Below are 21,164 nucleotides of genomic sequence, written 5' to 3'. Positions count from 1 at the left end.
ATCCAATAGTTATCGCTCACTTACATTTACTACATTTCCTTTGCGTTGATTAATTCAAACCGTTCAACAGCAAGGGGCATCTCTTCATAAAATTCTTTTCCAATTTGGGGCATTAATTCCCTAAAAAATTTTTTATGAACTTTATACCAGTAATCATAGCTCAAATCACCCTCACCCTCAGCACGGGCAATTTCTTCTGTTACTTCATTCATCGGTATTATCGTCATATCTGTATATTTTATGATGCCTACAGGTTCGTCTTTACTATTTAAAACAATGGTATAACTTCCGATTTTAGACAAAGGGTCTTCATCGTAATACAGGCATTCATCGTATGATGAACATGACGCCGTTTTGATCCCCTTTAAAATCAAGTCTGCCAACTCATCTGCCATCGGTGTTCCTTCCCAACCCCACTGCTCTGCAGTAACATTTGTTGGAGGGAGTTCACCTTGCCAAAATTCTTTCCAATACTTTTTTGCTTGTTCATTCATTTTCAATTCCTCCAAAAATCATAGGGTCAAAGGTCTTAAAGTCCCAACCATGTTTTTTAGGTGTCCATACTTATATCCTAGTTATTCGTTTTCAGTCCGTTCTTTTCTTGGTGGACGAGTTCCCCAATATTGGAACAGATCTGTGCGCAATGCACCATTGTATAATTTACGTTTTTTTGTTGCTTTTTGTCCGTAAAATTCTTCAAATGCCAAATCACTTGTCAAGATGTACTTACTCCACGTTTTCAATGGTCGGAAAACCTCACCCATTTCTTTGTAGAGACGACGAACGGATTCTTCTTCGCCTAAGCGTTCACCATAAGGGGGATTAGCAACGATCACGCCGTATTCTTTTTCCGTTTTGAAGTCCTTCACTGCCCGTTGTTGGAAGGTGATGGAATCGCCTAAACCGATCTCTTCCGCATTGGCTCTGGCGATACCGATCAATTGACCATTGATATCAGACCCAGTGATATCTAATTCGATATCATAATCTGCCTGTTCTTCTGCTGCTGCACGAACTTTTTCCATGATAGCCGGATCGAACCAATCCCACGTCTCACACACAAATTCACGATTGAAACCAGGGGCGATATTATGACCGATCAGTGCAGCTTCGATACACAGTGTTCCTGAACCACAAACTGGATCATAAAACGGACGATCTTTTCGCCAGTTCGTCAACATCACTAAAGCTGCTGCCATATTTTCTTTTAATGGGGCACCACCTTTTTCTAAACGATAACCGCGTTTGAATAAACTTGGACCAGTCGTATCAAGGGTCACTAACACATGATCTTTCAGTAAAGCAACTTCTAGTTGGAAATGTGCGCCGGTTTCTGTCAATGGCACAGTAGACGGACGATGATAATACGTACGTAGTCTTTCAACAATTGCTTTCTTAGTGATGGCTTGACAGTCTGGTGTACTATAAAGCGTCGATTTGATCGATTTTCCTGCAACAGGGAAAGAGGCGTCTAACGGAAGGTAGTCTTCCCATGGTAACGCTTTGACTTGCTCAAATAATTCATCAAACGTACGGGCATCAAACTCACCCACGACGATCTTGATACGATCTGCTGTACGTAACCATAGATTTGTTGTAGCAATCGTTTCCATCGTTCCTTTGAAACGCGCACGACCATTTTCGACTTGGCACTCGATGCCAAGATCTCTAAGTTCTTTTCCTACTAATGCTTCTAGCCCGCTTGCCGCTGTCGCTATTAAATTGAATTCTCTATTTTTATCCATTGTATTCTCCTTATCAATCAAAAAAGAGGCATGATGACCTTCGTCCTCTATAATCAAACAAATGGTGTGGCAGAAGCAGCCCTTAGAAAATAAGCAACAACACCCAAAAATACGATAAGCTATTTTCGTATGTTGCTGCTTATTTCTTGGAGCTGTGCGCTTCCGTCACACCCTCTTCTAAATTCCCTACATCCGATCTTTTCAATGTGAAAAGGCCTGACGTAGAAAAAAAGCTATTCTTAGTACTGATTTTGTAGGCTGTTATTCGCCTATCGATTTATTCCCTGAAGATGTGGTTTTCTATAAGCCATGTTCTGTACTTTGTTTTTCCAGGGAGAAAAAACAAAGCGGTAACCATCTATCTGCAGATCAACTGCCCTTTTGTCTCGTTCTGATTCCCCGACAAAAAGCGCCCCTACCGTTGTTTGGGTTGCTCGCTCGAGGGGTTTACCGCGTTCCACCGAACAAGTTTCCTCGTTCGCTTCGTCACTGTGGCACTTTCAAGGATACTGAAGCATAGCCGAAACCTTAGCTTGTTTTCCTGCCGTTACTCTAAAAGAGTACCTTAGCTTATTTTTTCGCTAAGCACGAACACTACAGGCATCACAGCCTGTGCGAGCATGGACTTTCCTCAGTCTGGTCAAAGCCAGACCGCGATTACCCGAAAACCACAAATCGATTCATTGCTTAAAACTGACGTGTTGCTTCGTTGTCATGTTCATTTGTTGATGTATAGTTGTTTGGATTAGGTGTTACTGGTGGTACATTTCCTGCTTGTGCATCTAATTTTTTACCAAATACTTCACGTTCAAGATTTGATAGACGTTTTAAAATATCAAAATTCGTTACTGCCGCACTTTTCGGAGTTTCTGTTTGTTGTGCACGACTTGGAGCTGCTCCTTGGTTTTTCGACAATTGAGCGACTTTTGCACTTAATTTATCGTTTTCTTCTTGTAAAGCAAGGAGTTGTTTGCTGTAATTCTCATAATCTTTGATAATATTGTCTAAGAATTCGTCCACTTCGATCGGATCATATCCGCGCATTTTTGTTTTGAATTCTTGTTGTAAAATGTCTTTAGGACTATAAATCAAATTCGCCATATTTACACCTCTAGTTCTCATTTACGTATTAACGTTTCTACTTTTTTATTGTATCGGAAAAGACTTGATAAATCAAACACTATATTATTTTATTCACTAAAATTTTGCAAATCATCCATGCTGACGGTTCGAATCTCATAAGGATGACTCCCTTGATATTTTTGTGCATCCTTAAAAAAATAGTCTGTTTTTCCAGGATATTCTGGATCATAAATCAATAGTGTTCCGTCTGTATGTTGTAGAATAAATTGGGTATGATTTCTTAGTTGACTTGGTGATTGATAGGGTTGGTGACTCACCGACTCACGATAGTCAGAAAGCTGTTCTACCAGCCTTTTCTTTTCCTGATTGTTCTCATTCCAACCATTGCCAAACTCTGCAAACGGATAAATGATCCCAAGCTTCAATTCTGGATAATCCGTCTTCATTTCAGCGACGACTTCACCTGCCCATAATTCGACGCCCAAGTTACCGCTGATGATCACCCATTCCAATCCTTCTTCCACCAATTGGGTCAATTCATTTTTTAAAACTTTTTTAATAACTGTCATTTTAGGGTCATTATCTTTGAATATACCTAATTCAAAACTGCGATAACCAGAGATATACATTACTTTTATTGTATCCATTCCAGTTTCCTTTTCTTTCTCTGTGCTTTTTTGCTATAATGTGGCCTAGGAGAGTGATTCGATCATGGTTTTACGCTATCCAAATGGCCGTCCTTATATCAAGGATGCCTCGTCCAAAGAAAAAAAACAAGTAAAAAGGAACCCAAATACGGAGTTTGGCAATCGCGGAATGCGATTTGAAGAAGCCATCAATGAAAGCAACGAGTATTATCTGGCACATCAAATGGCCGTTATCCATAAAAAGCCAACACCGGTTCAAATCGTAAAAGTTGACTACCCTCGACGTAGTGCCGCTGTCATTAAAGAAGCTTATTTTACACAGGCTTCCACAACTGATTATAACGGTGTCTATCGAGGTTTCTATTTGGATTTTGAAGCAAAAGAGACAAAAAACAAAACTTCATTTCCATTTAAAAATTTTCATCCCCATCAAATCTCACATATGGAAGCTTGTCAAAAACAAGGAGGAATCTGTTTTGTCCTTTTATGGTTTTCTGCCTTACAGCGTTGTTTTTATTTAGATAGTACACATTTAGTCCACTATTGGCACGAACAACAGACACAAGGAAGGAAATCCTTGCCGCTTTCATTGATTGAAGAATTAGGAATCGAGATTCCAAGTGGCTTTGCCCCTCGTGTTCCATACTTGCAAGCAATCGACCAGTACTTAGAATCTAATGAAGGAGAACCAAAGAATGCCAACTAATCAAACGAGATCTTCTAAAAGAAGCACCTCCTCTTCTTCTCCAAAGAAAAGAGGAAAACAATCAACGAAAAAAGGCACTGGAAAAGATCGAAAAGGATTGATCACACGTATTCTTTTAATTGGTCTTTCCTTGATCTGTGTCGCTTTTCTCGCAGGGGTCGGACTTTTTTGGTTTTATGCCAAAGATGCTCCCGCTCTGACAGACGAAAAACTGGATGCAACAGTTTCGTCAAAACTTTATACGAAAGATGGCGAGTTATTTGAGGATCTAGGAGCAGAAAAAAGAGAAAAAATTTCTGCCAATGAACTGCCAAAGACACTTGAAGATGCCATCGTTTCAGTCGAAGACCGAAGATTTTACAAACATATCGGTGTCGACCCTGTTCGGATCATCGGTGCCGCCTTATCCAACTTTACATCTGGCGGCTTACAAGGTGGTAGTACGTTGACTCAGCAGCTGATCAAGCTCTCTTTCTTCTCGACTAGTACCGAAGACCAAACAATCAGACGTAAAGCCCAAGAAGCCTGGATGGCTGTCAGACTGGAACAAACGAAATCAAAACAAGAGATATTGACCTACTATGTCAACAAAGTCTATATGTCTAACGGTCTTTATGGCATGGAAACAGCGGCTCAATCTTACTTTGGAAAAACATTAAGCGAATTGAATTTACCGCAAACCGCGCTTTTAGCAGGAATGCCTCAAGCACCGTCAGCTTATGATCCTTACCAGTTTCCAGAGCAAGCAAAAAAACGTCGTGATACTGTCTTGTACACGATGCTCCAAAACGAAAAAATCTCTCAAACAGAGTACGATACAGCGATCAATACACCGATCACGGATGGGTTACAAGAATTAACCCAAGAAGACACTAATACACGGATCGTCGACAATTATGTCAAAGAGGTCATCAATGAAGTCCATGCTAAAACAGACAAGAATGTCTATACCGATGGCTTAGATATTTATACGAACTTAGACTTGAATGCCCAAAAACACTTATATGATGTGGTGAATACAGATCAATACGTTGCATATCCAGATGATCAAATGCAAGTAGCCACTACGTTGATCGATGTCAATACTGGACAAGTCACCGCGCAAATCGGCGGAAGAAACATTCCGGATGATGTCGCTTTAGGTAATAACTTGGCTGTTAATACCTCTCGTGACTTTGGTTCAACCATGAAACCGATCACTGACTACGCGCCAGCATTTGAAGAATTGAACTATTCTACTGGCAAATTGATCGCCGATGCACCTTACAATTATGAAGGAACTTCTATTCCTGTTTCGAACTGGGACAACCGTTACATGGGAATGGTCACCTTGCGCCAAGCGTTATACCTTTCAAGAAACGTCCCGGCAGTCAAGCTCTTCAATGAAGTTGGCGCAGATAAAGTCGCAGAATTCTTGAGTAGCTTAGGGATCGAATATAGCACGATCCATCAGTCAAATGCGATTTCAAGTAATACTGAACAACAAGATGGGACGAAATACGGTGCTTCTTCTGAAAAAATGGCCGCAGCATACGCTGCCTTAGCAAACGGTGGTACTTACTATAAACCACAATACGTTAATCGGATCGTTTTCCAAGATGGCACTGAAGAAACATTTGAACCAGAAGGAACAAGAGCGATGTCTGAAGAGACAGCGTATATGGTTACTGACATCTTGAAAGATACGATTACTCGCGGAACCGGTACGAATGCCGCAATCCCAGGGTTGATCCAAGCAGGTAAAACAGGAACATCTAATTATACGGACGAGGAATATGCTAAGTTAGGTACCTCAACGGGCGTTTATCCAGATATTTTATTTGCTGGTTACACACCGAATTATGCCATTTCTGTGTGGACGGGATACAATGATAAAATGACTCCGATCACTTCCACTGGAACAGATGTAGCTTCAGATGTTTATCGCGAATTGATGAAATTTGTCTCCGCAAATGTGACAAATACGGATTGGACGATGCCTAACGGACTGTACCGTTCTGGTGGTGAATTATTCTTTAGAAATGCATCATCATCTGGCAATTCAAACGCTACGGTGCCGTCAACGACGATTCCTTCTTCATCTGCGGTCGTCCCTGTAACTCCTGTTCCAGATTCTTCAACGAGCGAAACTGTTCCTGAGACTTCTACAAGCTCAACGACTGAACCTAGTAGCTCTGAACAGTCGACGCCACCAAGTAGTGAACCAACTGAACCAAGTAGTGAGCCTTCTACAGAACCACCAGCATCTTCTAGCGAGGAAGCACCACCTGAATCCTCTGCTACGCCGCCAAGTTCCGAAGATACAAATGCTGCTGGTGGTGACAGCGGGACACGAACTGCACCTTCTACTCGATCTTCGTCTAGAAACAGTAGTGATTGACCATAGAAAAAAGCCATCCTCTGCGGATGGCTTTTTTGTTTACTCGTTTTCTGTCATTTTTCAACGCTCATTTCCCTACTAGATCGATCATTTTAAGTATTCAATAGGATAGTTTCGTTTTCTAGAAAACAAAACTACTCCCCCAGAAATACCAATCAACAGATAACCTAAGAAAACAATTCGTTGATTTACTACTGTTCCTGTTTCGGGTAGATTTTGTTTTATGATCGCAGAAAGATCAGCGACTAGTGTCTGGTGCTTATTTGCTTCTTTTGTTTCTTCAACAGTTGATCCAATCGTACCAGATACTCTGATATTGTGAGTGGAGTGCACCTCTTCTGCCTTGACTATGGTTGAACAGGATAAGCTGATAATAAAAAGTATTTGTAGTACCGATAAAACTTGCCATTTTTTACTTCTAGACTTCCTCATCGTACTATCTGATAGTAGATTTTCCATTCGCTTTATTCCTCTACTGCAAAATTCAATACTAGTTTAAAGCTCGGATTACTTTCTACGGAAGCATTTCTCGGTGTCGCATCCCCACTAAATTGGAAGTTACCGACTGTATGATTCCCCTCATTACCAGATAAGGTGAATAAAGGCGTAGCTGTAACTGTCGAAACTCCTTTGTTGAATAATTCGATCGTGTTGATCGTTAGTCGATCCACTTCGCTCATTTCTTTGACTTCTGTCACATTTGAGACGGAAGCCCGCACACTTAGCGCAGAATGGTTCGTCACGTGATAAGCCGGAGAAGTAATCTTTTTATGCTCAGATTCTTCTGTTGTCCGGAAAATAGCTGTCGTCGGTAGGGTCACATTGATCCATTGATCGAGATTTTCTGGATTTGGACCAGGCTTTGTATTATCAAATTCACCGATGATCCCCTTTATAGTGATATCTCCAGAAGTTGCACCTTCTCGCCCATCAATGGTTTGGACTGGACTAGCAGAAGCGGTAACTCCACTAATACATACTCCTGTAATTGTTAGAATACTTAACACTAATTTTGTTGCTTTTTTCATTTAGGTAGCCTCACTTAAATTGGATTAATTTTTTATCAATATGCTGATTTCTGCTTCGGTTACGCCTTGTTTTTCTTTGGTTTCTGGATCATAGATATTGACTGTCGCTGTTGCTGGATATTCTCCTTTTTCTAAAGGTCGCTTCAAATACACCGCTTCAATCAATTGATTGGGATAAATCGCGCCAGAAGAATAAATCACTTCTTTCGTATCATTGATCGTGATATCGACCGCAATCGGATAAACATTCGTGCCAGGATTGACGATTTCGATCGATCCACGACTTCTGCCATTTTCGAAAACTGCTTCTGGGTTGATCTGCAAGGTGAAATAATTTGCATCTGCTAGTTCTTGCGCACGCTCAGAAATCCGTTGATCACTCGCATCACTGATTTCAGGCAACAAATCTGCGCTGATAACTGGAGTGGGTTCTTTGTGACCAAACCAATACCAACTAGCAACAGCCATCACCAACAAAGAAACAAACAACAATAAGACGCCGTTCTTCCGTCGTTTCTTTTGTTGATTCCTTCGTTTTGTTTTACTCATTGGTTGAACGTCTCCTAGTCATTATCATTCTTTTATCTCGTACATCTATGCCCGCTATCTGGGAACAAATCGTAAAATCATACGATAGGTGGGAACGAATGACTCTTGATAATAGCCCCCTTGTTCATTTTCACTTTCCGAGATCCACTTAGGATATGGCCCATAAAATCGACCGGTCAAATGGAAAGGGACACTTGAATATGGTGCAACTTGTGCCAAGCGTTGTTCACTTCTTCGTCCATATAAAGAAATTTTGGTTTCATTAGACATCAACTGTAATTCCAATAGTGGTTGTTTGATATCAGAGAATTTTTTCGGTTGTCCTTCTTGCAATGGCGCGTGATCTAAAGGATTTTCATCCTCCCTTAACAAGGTGACCCCTGCATCATCTTCAACAATGAACTGATTCACATACGTATCAACAGAAAGATCTGAATGATTACGTATCTCGTAATCTGGACTAACAAATTCACGATTAGTTTCCTCGCCTTGGTAGAGGGATTCGAACACCATTTTCGTCGGTATGGAAACTTTTAGATGATGGATCTTCGAGCTAACATCAATGCCTATTGTAAACTGATAGGCTTTGTTCCCTACTTGAAATGTAGCAAAATACGTGCCATCGTCCACTTCATCCTTGGTTAAATCCGTAGCTACGATTTTAATTTCCTGACTGCGATCGTCCTGTGTCAAAACATCGTGTGCTGTTGCCTGACTTTCCTTCAGAATCAATTCATGGAGTTCTGCTTCACTGGTTAATCCCTCTAACTTCTTACGTTCTAATGTAAAGTGATTTGCAGTGTAGTCGATCCCTCTGATTACCTTTTCGTCAATCGTCAAATCACCAGTTGTTTCGACGGATGGTTTAGCAATAGCGAGCGTTACCTGTGTGTCTGTTGCTAAACGCTCATTTTCTGCTAAGGGTATCTCAAACTGTCGAATCCGTTGATCTGCATCTTGGTAATCTCCCCACTTGATCCTCGGTGATTCTTTAGTTACACTGACTGTTTGTCCCGCTATATTTTGGTAAGTGATTGTTCGACTATCCGTTACTTCTGTCATCCAGCCAGTGATTGCTGTTGATTGGTCACTTAATGGCTCTAATGTTGCCACTAATTCTTCCGGACGAGAACGTTCCCATACATAAGTTCCTGGATGATTTCCGTCGTAATTTGCCATAAATTCGTTTGAATTCTCAAAAGCGATTGTTCGAACTGAACTATCCAAACTTTCTTCAAGCACCCATCGTCCTGTATATTCCGCTGTAGGAACGATAGTTCGTAAGCTGGTATTTCCGATAACTGTTTCTTTTCCTAATTTAAGAGATGAAAGGCTCCATAAATCAGAAAACAAACCACTAATATTTTTATTTCTTGTGTCCCAATTGCTCAAGTCTAATTCAGTAAGTGAGGTTGTCCATATAAACATGTTGGCCATAGTTGTTACACTAGATATATCCCAGTTACTTAAATCTAGCTTTATTAAATTACTCATCCAAGCAAATGTTAATCCCATACTCGTCACATTAGATACATCCCAGTTACTAATATCTAACTCTTTTAGAGCTGTTGTACTTGCAAACATCCGATCCATATTTGTTACTTTGGACGTATTAAAGTTTCCTACGCCTTCAATATTTTCTAACTGTCTTGCCATGTCAAAAAGAGAGGCGCTATTTTCCGGTAAAAATACCTCGTTGGTGACAATGATCGTTTCAACTTCGGAATGGCTTTTCCATGGCGCTTCTGGGACCGATCCAGCGATTCCACCATACAAATGGATCGTTTTCGTTGCCTCGTCGTATTCCCAAGGGACAGTTCCCCATAACTGCTGGTTCTTCCGATAAGTATAGGTGACTATTTGCTCCACATTCGTGAAAACCCCTGTTGCATTTTCCGGTGTAACAAGCAATTCCCACCCTTCGATTTCTTTTGCTTCTGTACGATATGCTTCTCCGCTAAATCCCGTTAAAATATCGCTTTGCGCTAACTCATTACCCTCTTCGTCCACATACCTTACGACGACACTACCTTGTTGCAAGCGTTCATAATTGGCTTGGACGCTCACAGGTCCCGTACCCATTCGTAAACTGGTATTCGCCAGATTACTATTCGTTATGGTTGCCCCATTTTGGGTTCGAAACTGCCAATTGACAAAACGATAACCGGTAGCTGGATTTGCATTCAAATTGATGGTTGCTCCTTGGGCAGCGGATGAAGCTGAAACCCTAGGATTGCCACCAATCGTTGGATTTGCCTGCACACTCACACTATGGGTGATTTGTTCGTAGACTGCTCGAATGGACGAATCTCCTGCCCCCATCGTAATGGATGTACTTTGACTCGCTCGGTTTGCGATAGTCGTGTTTCCAGAAACAGGTTCCCATTGAACAAAGCGATATCCATTCGAAACGTTGGCATGGATCGTGGTCGTTTCACCTTGTGCCAGTATTGTTTGATCCGCTCTTGGATTTCCTCCAGCATTTGGAGAAGATTGAAAGGTTAAGTTGTACACTCGCTCATAAACCGCTCGAATCCTTGCTGTCGCACTTATCGGTCCTGTAGGTCCGCCACCTGTATTGAGATTTGTTACCTCTGCATTTGGGTTTTGTATAGAAACGCCATCACTGGATACTAATTCCCATTGAACAAAACGAAATCCTGGATTCGGATTCGCATGTATGGTATACACCGTTCCAAGTGGTGGCATCTGATTACTACTTGTACGGTAAGGATTTCCACCTTCTGACGGACTTGTTTCAAATGTAATCGTTACATCTCTAGCTAAGTCTACCCTTGCCTCATTCTGGATTTCATTAGCGGGTTCACTGGTTTCTGATCCATAAACAAAATGAAAAGGTAGATGAGACAATAGAACAACGAATACGGTCAATAAAATGATAGTTTTATTATGATTAATTCTACTTTTCATTGGTGCTCCTTAATGATTAACTGTTGGAATAAATAAACATATCGATCTTTTTCTTTTAATGAATGGTTCCGAATAAAAAACATCTGTCATTATTTTACACACTGATCAGTGATATCTCCTATTGATAAAATTGATATCAATAGGAGACCCGTTTTTATGCTCGTAATTCCTTATGTGAAGAACTACGTAATTTGTCCGTATTCTTTTGTTGCATGATTTCTGCTGATTTGCTTATGCTTGCTTCCATTTTGTTTTGCAGTTTACTAGGACCAGGAATACTTGTAGCCAAGGAAGGCGATAACGTTTTTTGAGTAAGTCTTCGCTGCTTCACTTCATGAGAAGTCCCTGTGCGTTCACTCACATTGAATAAAGCCTCTGCTTTTGTGAAATCGCCTTTCATAGCTAGTGATCGAGCTTCTCCTATAATATTCAATTCGTTTTTTAATTCATGGATCTGATTTTTTAATTGACGATATTTTTCGCGGTTAAAAATATACTTACTAAAAAAATTGATTCGCTGTTTTTTACTTTGTAATTCGGCTAATTCATTTTGTTTTGTGTTGACTTTCATACTGTATTTCTCTAAATTATGATTTTTTACAATTTTTTCTTTCAATTCATGGATTTTTTCAATAGCGGAATGAGTATCTCGATGGTAGCCTTGGTCTTCTTTCCAGGTTTCGATAAAATTTCCGAGTGCTAGTTCACTTTGTTTTTCATTTTTCTTAAACCTGCCATAGAAACCCGCGTCATTAAAACTATTTTTCATCTTCAGGTCATATCTTTTTTTATGCATGTCGATATTCTCACCTAATTCCTTGATGTTTTTTTCATCCTTTGATGAATCATACTGAAATTTATACTCCTCAAAAAAATTAGATAGTTTTTCAAATTGTTGATCCAGATCGTGGTGGATCATTTTTTGGACATTTTTTAAATCTGTTTTGACGATCGTTGAGTCCCTATTCGCTTGCCCAGCTATGCCTGTTTTGTCTGTAAGTTCATGACTCTTAGCTGATTTGAGACGTTCAGTTTCTCTTTCTCTGATCAACTGTGTTTTCTCCGCTTCTAATTTTTCATAGCGGGGATCACTCATATCTTTGATACGGTTTATTTGCGCTTGTTTCTCTGAAATTTTTTCCGTTAATTGCTGAATCTTTTTAGGATCAGTTTTTACTTCAGTTACTCTCGAGGTACTGGATGAAGCGGCCGACTGTCTTTCATTCCGCGCAGCGATTTGTTGTCGCACCTTATTTCTCTCTGCTACTAAGCGATCGTATTCAGGATCATTGATATCTTTTATGCGTGCAATTCTTTGGTTTAATTTTACGAGTTGTTCATCCATTATCATTCCCACTTTCTTAAAGAAATCCTTTATCTTTCTTCGCGATATTATTTATGAACAAAATGACTTATTTCCTATTTTTATTTTTCTTTTGTAACGAACGTTTGAATCCCTCTGACGATCGAACACTCTCCAAATAAACGCGTTCTTGCTCTCTCTTGTTTTCTTCTATCCTTTTCGTTGTTTGGATTCGCTTATTTTCGCGACCGTTTCTTCGTTGTTCATCACTCATACGCTCATATTCCATTCTTTCTCCTCCAATCAGGATGCCTCCAATTGATCATGAGAATTCTTTATGATCTTTGCAATGACGGTCTTCTTGTTAACTGATTATTTTTTGATAATTGATTGATTTTATTACTTTTACTGATTGCCTCTTTTTTTACTGTGGAAAAGCTCAATTTTTTGATTTTAGCAACGGATTGTTGTTTTGCCGCTTTCACTGTTTTGACTTCGGCTGATTTAATTCTTCGTTGTGAAGAGGTAGCACCAATACCGAGTGTCTTTATACTCTTTAATAGATCAAACTTCATGAAGTTCGCTCCTAATTTGTATAAAAACTGAAAAAGGTTCCGATTGGTTTTTGTTGCGATATTTTTTACAACAGGCGCTTTTTCTTTCGCAGCTTCCAACTTGACAGGTTGTTTTTTAGTTGCCTTCGTCGTATTAGCAGATGCTTCTAAAGGTGATTGCTCTTTTTCTTTCTTTTTTGTGATTCTATTTTTGATCATCTTCGTCACTTTTACGACAAATCTTCCTAAATATTTCAGTCCCATAAAACCAAATTTAGGTGTTTTCAAGGATGTTTTTTGTAGCATTTTTACCTCTGGATCTGGCTGTTCATTGGTGATCATCGAACTCCTCCTTTAAATCAAACGTTTGGTATCATTTATTTTTACATTTAGTTCGCTTTTTTAGTTGTTTCCAAAAGACAAATGCAACCATTGACGTCCCTACTACAGTTAAGGAAATACCTGCTTGACTATTCAATCTTGGTAGCGAACGCTTCTCTTCTTTTCTTCTGATTGCGACCCCATCATTCTTTTTAGTTGAAGTTTTTTTGTTAGTTGTTTGGTCCACCGGTTTTGTCTCAGGGTACTTATCCTTATTATCATTAGGTTTGTCTTCCTCTGGTATCGGCTGCTCCTCATTCCTAACATAGATGAAATTTATCTCTTGCTCCTCATCTGTAAATACACCTGTAGGTTGGCCGATGGTTTCTTTTACTTCCCAACCAGCTATTTGCATTGGCTCCGCCTTAAATGCTTCTCCCCAACGTCCAAGTAGAATGTCCATTCGATTTTTTTCAGGTGCTTCCTCAAAAATGTGGTTGACGACTACTTGACCGCCAACTTTACGCTCGTATTGGATCGTTAACGTTTGTGCTTGTTCTGTCACTATCACTTCTGGCAACTCACCTTTTACTTGCCAACCCGCTTCTGTTCGTGGCATCAATTCAAAACGATCACCGACATTCCCGACATCTGTAATCACTTCGTTCGTATTCATAGAAGAATCGCCAATGAATTCATGATTGACGGTGATGGCACCTCCAGGTTTTCGCTCGTATTGAATCGTCACCGTTTGTGCTTGTTCTGTCACTATCACTTCTGGCAACTCACCCTTTACTTGCCAACCCGCTTCTTTTCGTGGCATCAATTCAAAACGATCACCGACATTCCCGACATCTGTAATCACTTCGTTCGTATTCATAGAAGAATCGCCAATGAATTCATGATTGACGGTGATGGCACCTCCAGGTTTTCGCTCGTATTGGATCGTCACCGTTTGTGCTTGTTCTGTCACTATCACTTCTGGCAACTCACCTTTTACTTGCCAACCCGCTTCTTTTCGTGGCGTCATTTCAAAACGATCACCGACATTCCCGACATCTGTAATCACTTCGTTCGTATTCATAGAAGAATCGCCAATGAATTCATGATTGACGGTGATGGCACCTCCAGGTTTTCGCTCGTATTGGATCGTCACCGTTTGTGCTTGTTCTGTCACTATCACTTCTGGCAACTCACCTTTTACTTGCCAACCCGCTTCTTTTCGTGGCGTCATTTCAAAACGATCACCGACATTCCCGACATCTGTAATCACTTCGTTCGTATTCATAGAAGAATCACCAATGAATTCATGATTGACGGTGATGGCACCTCCAGGTTTTCGCTCGTATTGGATCGTCACCGTTTGTGCTTGTTCTGTCACTATCACTTCTGGCAACTCACCTTTTACTTGCCAACCCGCTTCTTTTCGTGGCGTCATTTCAAAACGATCACCGACATTCCCGACATCTGTAATCACTTCGTTCGTATTCATAGAAGAATCGCCAATGAATTCATGATTGACGGTGATGGCACCTCCAGGTTTTCGCTCGTATTGAATCGTCACCGTTTGTGCTTGTTCTGTCACTATCACTTCTGGCAACTCACCTTTTACTTGCCAGCCAGCTTCTGTTCTAGGTGTCAATTCAAATCGATCGCCCACATTCCCCACGTTTGTGAATCGTTCACTGCTATTCATACTTGAAGCACCGATAAATTCGTGGTTCACCGTGATCGCTCCGCCCACCGTTGGATTCTTTGTATAGACAAATTCAACAAGTCTTTCCGGACCAGCTGCCATCTGACCGGAAGCACTTGCGCTTCCAGATGATAATCTGCTGAAGGTATATCCCGGAATGACTGGAGGTGTATACGCATAGTTTTGACCAACCTCCATTTGTTCTACCAGTGGATCTCGGAGTTCATTACCTTCCTCATCGATATATCTCACTCTGATTGAATTTTTTGTTCGCAGTGACAATGTGCCCAAATTAAGATTAGTAAGTGTAATACCCCCTACATTAATCGGGTTGTTTCCAAAAAAATCAGCAGTTGTTGGATCAATTGCCCATGTATCTAAATAAAGCGAACTCAAGTTAAGATTGATTGAGTTAGTATGGCCATTTGCCGCACTCACCTGTGACCTAGTAACTGTCACATCAACTCTTGTAAGATTTCCCGTAGTCGGGCCAACTACCCTGCTAATGGTCACTCCCGAAGGAAGATTTGTCGCGGTCACCTCACCTATGCTAAAATTACCTGGCAGATTTGGTGACTTTCCATAACGCATCTGAGTATAAAAGTAATTGGGGACAGGCGTATTTCCACTCTTACCTCCCGTCAGTGCTGGAATCCAACCACCTCGGTCTGCCACCAGGGCGTAGGTAGGAATATTAACCGAAAAACTCACACTATCCCCCACATCAACCCCCAAAGAACCATCTACTTGTGGTGTAGCATTGATTTGTTGAGAGATTGCGTTTTCTCCTTCGTCATACAACCATGCACGTAAGCTCTTTCCTTGATGGATCTCATTGAGCATATAATCATTAAAAGTAGCATAAACACTCACTGGAAAATGCAAGAGCAACAAGATGACGCTAAATATGCTCATTAGTTTGATTTTATTCATTGAATCTCTCTCCGTATTCTTTATTTTTCAAAAGATATTTGACCTTTCAGTAGGGGCTTGCCACTGACATTATTACTCTTCGAAATTGCTTTTTGTTTGATTGAATCAAATGCCTCTTTGACGGCCGGCTGACGATTGATTCCCTTATTCTGTTCAGTAATCTGTGGATTTCTTTCAGATTTTGTATTATCCAACCGATGTCTTGCGGCTTCACCTAATTGATTCGTCGCACGGTTTTCACGTGATGACTGTGACGGTGGCTCATGAATATCCGCTTTCACATGAAGTGTTTCATGGGTATTAAACGAATTCGACCGACTTGAACGATTCGATTCATTTGGGGTTTTGTTTTCTGTCTCTTGACCATAGACCCATGCATATGGACTTTTTTCCATTGACTTCGTTTCATTACTAGCGAGTTTTATGCCATCTTCTTTTGATCCAGCACTTTTTATTGACGAATTATCATGGGCAGATGCACGATCATCCTTATCCACTTTTTCATAGGCTTTATCAAAATTCTTATCTACCTCTAAAGAATTTTTTTCGATTGTTTCTTTTTGTGTTGTCGTTTCTAATGTTTGATCTTCTTTTTTATAAAACTTTCTTTGTAGTGCATGCAGTCCTTTACTCAAGGCGGTCACACCAAAGGAAACCGCAAGTGCCATTGCAATAACTGAAGTTACTTTGTACATAAATAAAGGAGTTGAAGTGGCTATCGCAAATATATATGGTGCAACTACTGGTGTCAGTGCGATACCAATTCCTGCTACAACTATCCCAACACCAAAGATGATGGCGAGAGATTTCCAATTTCTTTTAAGATAACCCTTTACAGATTTGTCTTTTTCTGCATTTTCAGGACTGTCTTTTTCTGATGAGTGATTCTGTTGTTTTGTTTTTGCTGTTTCTTTCTCATGAGCAGCAGTTTCTCTTTGAATCGATTTTTCTTTTGGATCAATCACTCGATCCTCTAAGTTTCTCTGTCGACTTCGTTCTGCCTGGCGATAGTTTTGTATTCTAGAATGAAGTTTACGAATATAGTTGATGAGTTTTGGCCCATAAACGGCAGCCAAAATAGTCCCGTAAATAAACAGAGTTAGTGGTAGTCCATACATAGCAAGGTAGGCTGGAACGATACCTAAAATGCCAGTTACCCACATACTGATCAACGGCCAAGATGCTAATGGTAGTAAGTTCAACAAAAGTCTTCCGATTTGAATCGCTCGGCTTTTTTTTGTATGGATTTTCTTTTTTTCTGTAAGCGGTACTGATCCTGGCAATTCTACATCGTCGTTCATAGAATCGGTCTCAGTAGATTTATCCGTTTTATCTGAAGCATTCTCATTTAAACCAAAAGTATCACTACTCACGTCTATTCCAAGTTTATCTAAAGAATCAACTGTGCTTTGCGACTGCTTTTTATCCATTCCTCCAGTTGCTGTACTCGTTCCATCCAGTTTCGTTGATCTCAGTTCACCACCTTCACGCATCTGATTTCTCATTTGGCTGTTTTGAGTGTCAGAGGCAGATTCCTCTACTGGTGGATGGGAACTATCTATTTGAGTAGCTGTTTGGGTATTTGTTTCAGGTGGTACTTTCTCTACTGGATTAAATTTGAGTTTATCAGCTAACAATTCACGGATTTTTTTCGTATTACCAGCAGCGATACCTGTTTGATCAGCAGAGTTAGCAGTAGGTTGGTTGCTTGTTTCTTTTCTACGATCTAGCTGATCGGCTATAGCAGTTTCTTCTGATTTTGATCCATCACTACTTGTTACAACAGGATTTTCAAATTGGTCTCGGCGTTGACGAAATCTTTCATTAGCCAAGCCATTTTGTTGTTGGAATGTTTCGTTAGAGACATTAGCTTCAGTTTCTCTCCCATTTCTGGACTCGTACTGTCTTCGCATCTCTTCAACTCGACCCGTTGATTTGGGAACTGGTCGGTCATTAGGAAGATTACTCGCTTTTTCAAATTGGTCCCTCGCTGCTCTCACTCGTCCCGTGGATTCTGGAGCTGGTCGGTCGTCAGGAAGGTCACTCGCTTTTTCAAACTGATCTCTCGCTGCTCTCACTCGTCCCGTGGATTCGGGAACTGGTCGCTCATTTGGATGGGCATTCGCTTTTTCAAACTGGTCCCTCGCTGCTCTCACTCGTCCCGTGGATTCGGGAACTGGTCGCTCATTTGGATGGGCATTCGCTTTTTCAAACTGGTCCCTCGTTGCTCTCACTCGTCCCGTGGATTCTGGAACTGGTCGCTCATTTGGATGGGCATTTGCTTTTTCAAACTGGTCCCTCGTTGCTCTCACTCGTCCCGTGGATTCTGGAACTGGTCGCTCATTTGGATGGGCATTTGCTTTTTCAAACTGGTCCCTCGTTGCTCTCACTCGTCCCGTGGATTCTGGAACTGGTCGCTCATTTGGATGGGCATTTGCTTTTTCAAACTGGTCCCTCGTTGCTCTCACTCGTCCCGTGGATTCTGGACCTGGTCGGTCGTCAGGAAGATTGCTCGCTTTTTCAAACTGGTCTCTCGCTGCCCTCACTTGACCCGTTGCTTCTGTTGCAAGGCGGTTATCACTTTTTACACTAGGATTTTCAAATCGAGCGCGACGGTTTTGGAATTCTTCATTCGTCAAGCCGGTTTGATTCGATTTTATTTTATTTGCAGATGATGAATCATTCGTATCAACTGCGCTTTCGTTTACTTTACGTACGCTTTCACTACTGTCATGCCTGGTGATAGCTCTATGATAAGAAGTTCCTTGATGTTCACTCTCTCCACGACTCTTTTTCTTTGAAAGTGATGGTTCACTGCTTGTACCAGTCAGGTTTTCAAATCGAGCACGAAGATTTTGAAATTCTTCGTCAGCCCTACCAGTTTGACTCAATTCTGCATTGTTTGTTCTTAATGAGTCATTGTTATCTATCCTACTAGCTTGACTTTCTTGCACTAGCTCACTACTTCGTTGCTGCCTAGGTGGATTTTGATAAGTAGCTGTCTGATAATTATCCGGTTCGCTTTGGGTTGTTCTCTCGATGACTGGTGGTTCGTTACTTGGTCCAGGCAGATTACCAAATCGGTCTCGATATCTTTGAAATTCTTCGTTCGCCCTACCAGTTTGATTCCATTCTGCATTGTTTGTCCTTAACGAGTCATTGTTATCTACCCTACTAGCTTGAGCTTCTTGCACTAGCTCACTACTTCGTTGCTGCCTAGGTGGATTTTGATAAGCAGCTGTCTGGTAGTTATCCGGTTCTCTTTGAGTTGTTCTTTCGATGACTGGTGGTTCGTTACTTGGTCCAGGCAGATTGCCAAATCGGTCTCGCCGTCTTTGAAATTCTTCGTTCGTCATGCCGGTTTGATCCGGCTCTGCTTTATTTGTGGGTGATGATTCATTCGTATAGACTGTGCTTTCATTTCCTCTACGCACAAATTCGCTAGTACCTTTTAATGGAGGAGCCTTTTGATAGGACGATGTTCCTTCATCTCTTTGGCTCCGTCGATCTGTCGGTTGATTTTGCCTATTTTGAACGTTCAGCGAATCGTTCGTTTGCGGGGTTCTCCATCTAGATGACTTTCGACTTTCTACTGGTGAATGATCATTTGATGAATGATTCAGACCTTCATAGTATTGTCGCAATCTGTTGACTGTTCCTGATGGTACTCCAGCTGAATGCGGTTCTTTATTAAAAGAACGTTCTTTTTCAAATTGTTCTTTTAAATCACTCACTTTAAGCCTTTCATGGTGTTCTTCTTTTGTATATTGATTCGTCGTGTGGACAGAATTTACGTGCATCGAGACATTCTCTTTGATCTGCTCATTAGATAAAACTTCTTGCTTTACGTTGTCTCTCTTATTGAGTGAGGCTTGTTCTGCAAATCTTCTTTCTTGTTCAGCCACTAATTTAGGACTTACTAATTCGTCAGATGCTTGTAACTGTGTGTTTGACGTAAAAGTGGGTGCCGCATCTTTTGTCCTTGTTTCTTGCTCACGTATATCTTGTTTTAAGACGATCATCCGCGATTTATAAATCGAGAATCTCAAGGCATTGTATTCTGATGGATCAATGTCTTGGAGCATTCTTTCAAATGATTGTTTTAAATCATTGGTCTTTTCTTCCTTCACTTCTTTTCTTGAAGAAATCAAGTCTAGAACGAAGTGGAATTCTTCTCTCAAAGTTTCAGGGTTGCTATCTAATATTGCTTTTGCTTGAAACTCATTGAATACTTTTTCTTCATAAAGTTTTACTGATTTTACTGAAATATCTTTGTTTATATATTCTTTAAGATAGTTTTCAAATTTTTTATAAAACATCGGTCTCCTCCATTCAATGAAGAATTTTTTAGAGTCGATTAACCATTCAAGCGATGTTCAAGTAATTGTTCTAAAGATGAATTTTCTTCTCTAAAAATACCTGTTTGAGTTAATCGCACAGCTTGATGTGGTTTTTCGTAATCATTTACCCATAAAAACATCCCTGGGAGGGAATGCATGCGATAACCGAATTGTGTCTCTTCTAAGGTGACCTCAAATGTCATCACTGCTGAATTTTCATCTGTGACTGATAGTTCAAGTACACATAGCGTCTCAGAAATATCTTCAGAAATGACGCGATAGTAAAAAATTCGACTTATTTCGTTTCCGTCTTCCACTTTTCTTTGGACAAATGTGTCTTCTGTAAAATCAATCAACACTTGACTATTCATCGTCGTTCCCGTCCAACTACCTTGAAGTAACACGTCATTCCATTTTTGACTGATTATCTCATCGATTTCTTCCCCACTGGAATCAATAATTTCTTTGGCCCTTTCCATCAATGCAACACTAGGATAGAAATAGGTCGTGTTCCCTTCATTGTCTTCATAAAAGAAAATCGTTTCGCCTAACCTTGTCATCAGCTCAAAAGAAACTTCCTCTTTCTCTTTGTCCGTCAGAACAAGCTTTGTATCTACTAAGCGATACTGACCCGTTGTGAGCCAACTGGTACTTTGATAAGTTCCGTCATTTTTTAATTCCAAAACCATGCCATCCGCTCGATCAGAATACCAAATACCTCTATAAACTAAGGCTTCATTTCTTTCTACTAAATTTAGGTCCTCTTTTCTTTGCTCGCTTGCAGACAAAGGCTTACTACTAGCGGTACCTTCCGAGTTTTCATTCGTACCGCTATGAAAAAATAGCGAGTAAAAAATAAAACTGAACATGGTGATGAAAATGCCGATAGCTATAAACACGATTCTTTTTCCTTCTTTTGACTCAACTATATTTTTTATTTGTTTCATT

16 protein-coding genes and 1 other RNA gene are annotated in these 21,164 nt (G+C 40.5%); 2 read left to right on the top strand and 15 right to left on the bottom strand.

The window, feature by feature from the left end; all coding sequences use genetic code 11:
• Window positions 1-29 precede the first annotated feature (29 nt).
• From IGK77_RS07065 to IGK77_RS07045, 5 genes are all read right to left on the bottom strand, one after another.
• On the bottom strand, window positions 30-494 hold the full coding sequence (locus IGK77_RS07065) for an ASCH domain-containing protein (protein WP_074798928.1): 465 nt from the start codon (window positions 492-494) through the stop codon (window positions 30-32).
• 81 nt (window positions 495-575) lie between these two features.
• Window positions 576-1,745, bottom strand: a complete 1,170-nt coding sequence (locus IGK77_RS07060; RefSeq protein WP_010735544.1) for a THUMP domain-containing class I SAM-dependent RNA methyltransferase — start codon at window positions 1,743-1,745, stop codon at window positions 576-578.
• Window positions 1,746-2,043: 298 nt separating this feature from the next.
• Window positions 2,044-2,414: RNase P RNA component class B (gene rnpB, locus IGK77_RS07055), an RNA gene on the bottom strand.
• Between the two features lie 18 nt (window positions 2,415-2,432).
• Window positions 2,433-2,846, bottom strand: coding sequence for a cell division regulator GpsB (gene gpsB, locus IGK77_RS07050; RefSeq protein ID WP_071867241.1), 414 nt, complete (start codon window positions 2,844-2,846; stop codon window positions 2,433-2,435).
• Window positions 2,847-2,935: 89 nt separating this feature from the next.
• Window positions 2,936-3,475 carry a DUF1273 domain-containing protein gene (locus IGK77_RS07045; protein WP_010735546.1) on the bottom strand — a complete coding sequence of 180 codons (540 nt, stop codon included), beginning with the start codon at window positions 3,473-3,475 and terminating at the stop codon, window positions 2,936-2,938.
• Between the two features lie 64 nt (window positions 3,476-3,539).
• Between IGK77_RS07045 and recU the strand changes: the two genes are divergently transcribed.
• The gene (gene recU / locus IGK77_RS07040; protein ID WP_071867240.1) at window positions 3,540-4,181 is read left to right on the top strand and encodes a Holliday junction resolvase RecU; all 642 of its coding nucleotides are present in this window, start codon (window positions 3,540-3,542) and stop codon (window positions 4,179-4,181) included.
• On the top strand, window positions 4,171-6,561 hold the full coding sequence (locus tag IGK77_RS07035) for a PBP1A family penicillin-binding protein (protein WP_071867239.1): 2,391 nt from the start codon (window positions 4,171-4,173) through the stop codon (window positions 6,559-6,561). Before recU ends, IGK77_RS07035 begins: the two co-directional genes overlap by 11 nt.
• Window positions 6,562-6,648: 87 nt before the next feature.
• Here IGK77_RS07035 and IGK77_RS07030 read toward each other — a convergent pair whose 3' ends face one another.
• From IGK77_RS07030 to IGK77_RS06985, 10 genes are all read right to left on the bottom strand, one after another.
• Window positions 6,649-7,020, bottom strand: a complete 372-nt coding sequence (locus IGK77_RS07030; RefSeq protein WP_074798923.1) for an LPXTG cell wall anchor domain-containing protein — start codon at window positions 7,018-7,020, stop codon at window positions 6,649-6,651.
• Between the two features lie 5 nt (window positions 7,021-7,025).
• Window positions 7,026-7,589: a hypothetical protein gene (locus IGK77_RS07025; protein WP_074798921.1), complete on the bottom strand. Its 564-nt coding sequence runs from the start codon at window positions 7,587-7,589 to the stop codon at window positions 7,026-7,028.
• A gap of 24 nt (window positions 7,590-7,613) precedes the next feature.
• Window positions 7,614-8,138: a hypothetical protein gene (locus tag IGK77_RS07020; RefSeq protein WP_071867236.1), complete on the bottom strand. Its 525-nt coding sequence runs from the start codon at window positions 8,136-8,138 to the stop codon at window positions 7,614-7,616.
• Window positions 8,139-8,192: 54 nt separating this feature from the next.
• Window positions 8,193-11,069, bottom strand: a complete 2,877-nt coding sequence (locus IGK77_RS07015) for an InlB B-repeat-containing protein (RefSeq protein WP_074798919.1) — start codon at window positions 11,067-11,069, stop codon at window positions 8,193-8,195.
• A gap of 154 nt (window positions 11,070-11,223) precedes the next feature.
• Window positions 11,224-12,414 (bottom strand): hypothetical protein, encoded by a 1,191-nt coding sequence (locus IGK77_RS07010; protein ID WP_074798917.1) that lies wholly within the window; start codon window positions 12,412-12,414, stop codon window positions 11,224-11,226.
• Between the two features lie 67 nt (window positions 12,415-12,481).
• The gene (locus tag IGK77_RS07005) at window positions 12,482-12,661 is read right to left on the bottom strand and encodes a hypothetical protein (RefSeq protein WP_074798915.1); all 180 of its coding nucleotides are present in this window, start codon (window positions 12,659-12,661) and stop codon (window positions 12,482-12,484) included.
• 46 nt (window positions 12,662-12,707) lie between these two features.
• The gene (locus IGK77_RS07000) at window positions 12,708-13,268 is read right to left on the bottom strand and encodes a hypothetical protein (RefSeq protein ID WP_071867232.1); all 561 of its coding nucleotides are present in this window, start codon (window positions 13,266-13,268) and stop codon (window positions 12,708-12,710) included.
• A gap of 31 nt (window positions 13,269-13,299) precedes the next feature.
• Entirely contained in the window at window positions 13,300-15,876 is a 2,577-nt protein-coding gene (locus tag IGK77_RS06995) for a MucBP domain-containing protein (RefSeq protein ID WP_438713118.1), read from the bottom strand.
• 20 nt (window positions 15,877-15,896) lie between these two features.
• Window positions 15,897-20,195, bottom strand: coding sequence for a hypothetical protein (locus IGK77_RS06990; RefSeq protein WP_438713117.1), 4,299 nt, complete (start codon window positions 20,193-20,195; stop codon window positions 15,897-15,899).
• Window positions 20,196-20,233: 38 nt separating this feature from the next.
• On the bottom strand, window positions 20,234-21,163 hold the full coding sequence (locus tag IGK77_RS06985; RefSeq protein ID WP_071867944.1) for a hypothetical protein: 930 nt from the start codon (window positions 21,161-21,163) through the stop codon (window positions 20,234-20,236).
• Between the last annotated feature and the right edge of the window lies 1 nt (window position 21,164).

The sequence above is a fragment of the Enterococcus sp. DIV0806c genome, from assembly GCF_051710905.1.
In the GTDB taxonomy this organism is placed as follows: domain Bacteria; phylum Bacillota; class Bacilli; order Lactobacillales; family Enterococcaceae; genus Enterococcus_B; species Enterococcus_B mundtii.
Note: the sequence above shows the minus strand (reverse complement) of the source record. Positions and strands in the feature narration are given on the sequence as shown.

Coding starts and splice junctions, on each gene's coding strand:
- recU (WP_071867240.1), top strand. CDS start 3,540: ATGGTTTTACGCTATCCAAATGGCCGTCCTTATATCAAGGATGCCTCG.
- IGK77_RS06990 (WP_438713117.1), bottom strand. CDS start 20,195: ATGTTTTATAAAAAATTTGAAAACTATCTTAAAGAATATATAAACAAA.
- IGK77_RS07030 (WP_074798923.1), bottom strand. CDS start 7,020: ATGGAAAATCTACTATCAGATAGTACGATGAGGAAGTCTAGAAGTAAA.
- IGK77_RS07060 (WP_010735544.1), bottom strand. CDS start 1,745: ATGGATAAAAATAGAGAATTCAATTTAATAGCGACAGCGGCAAGCGGG.
- IGK77_RS07025 (WP_074798921.1), bottom strand. CDS start 7,589: ATGAAAAAAGCAACAAAATTAGTGTTAAGTATTCTAACAATTACAGGA.
- IGK77_RS07015 (WP_074798919.1), bottom strand. CDS start 11,069: ATGAAAAGTAGAATTAATCATAATAAAACTATCATTTTATTGACCGTA.
- IGK77_RS07005 (WP_074798915.1), bottom strand. CDS start 12,661: ATGGAATATGAGCGTATGAGTGATGAACAACGAAGAAACGGTCGCGAA.
- IGK77_RS06985 (WP_071867944.1), bottom strand. CDS start 21,163: ATGAAACAAATAAAAAATATAGTTGAGTCAAAAGAAGGAAAAAGAATC.
- IGK77_RS06995 (WP_438713118.1), bottom strand. CDS start 15,876: ATGAATAAAATCAAACTAATGAGCATATTTAGCGTCATCTTGTTGCTC.
- IGK77_RS07045 (WP_010735546.1), bottom strand. CDS start 3,475: ATGGATACAATAAAAGTAATGTATATCTCTGGTTATCGCAGTTTTGAA.
- IGK77_RS07065 (WP_074798928.1), bottom strand. CDS start 494: ATGAATGAACAAGCAAAAAAGTATTGGAAAGAATTTTGGCAAGGTGAA.
- IGK77_RS07010 (WP_074798917.1), bottom strand. CDS start 12,414: ATGGATGAACAACTCGTAAAATTAAACCAAAGAATTGCACGCATAAAA.
- IGK77_RS07020 (WP_071867236.1), bottom strand. CDS start 8,138: ATGAGTAAAACAAAACGAAGGAATCAACAAAAGAAACGACGGAAGAAC.
- gpsB (WP_071867241.1), bottom strand. CDS start 2,846: ATGGCGAATTTGATTTATAGTCCTAAAGACATTTTACAACAAGAATTC.
- IGK77_RS07000 (WP_071867232.1), bottom strand. CDS start 13,268: ATGATCACCAATGAACAGCCAGATCCAGAGGTAAAAATGCTACAAAAA.
- IGK77_RS07035 (WP_071867239.1), top strand. CDS start 4,171: ATGCCAACTAATCAAACGAGATCTTCTAAAAGAAGCACCTCCTCTTCT.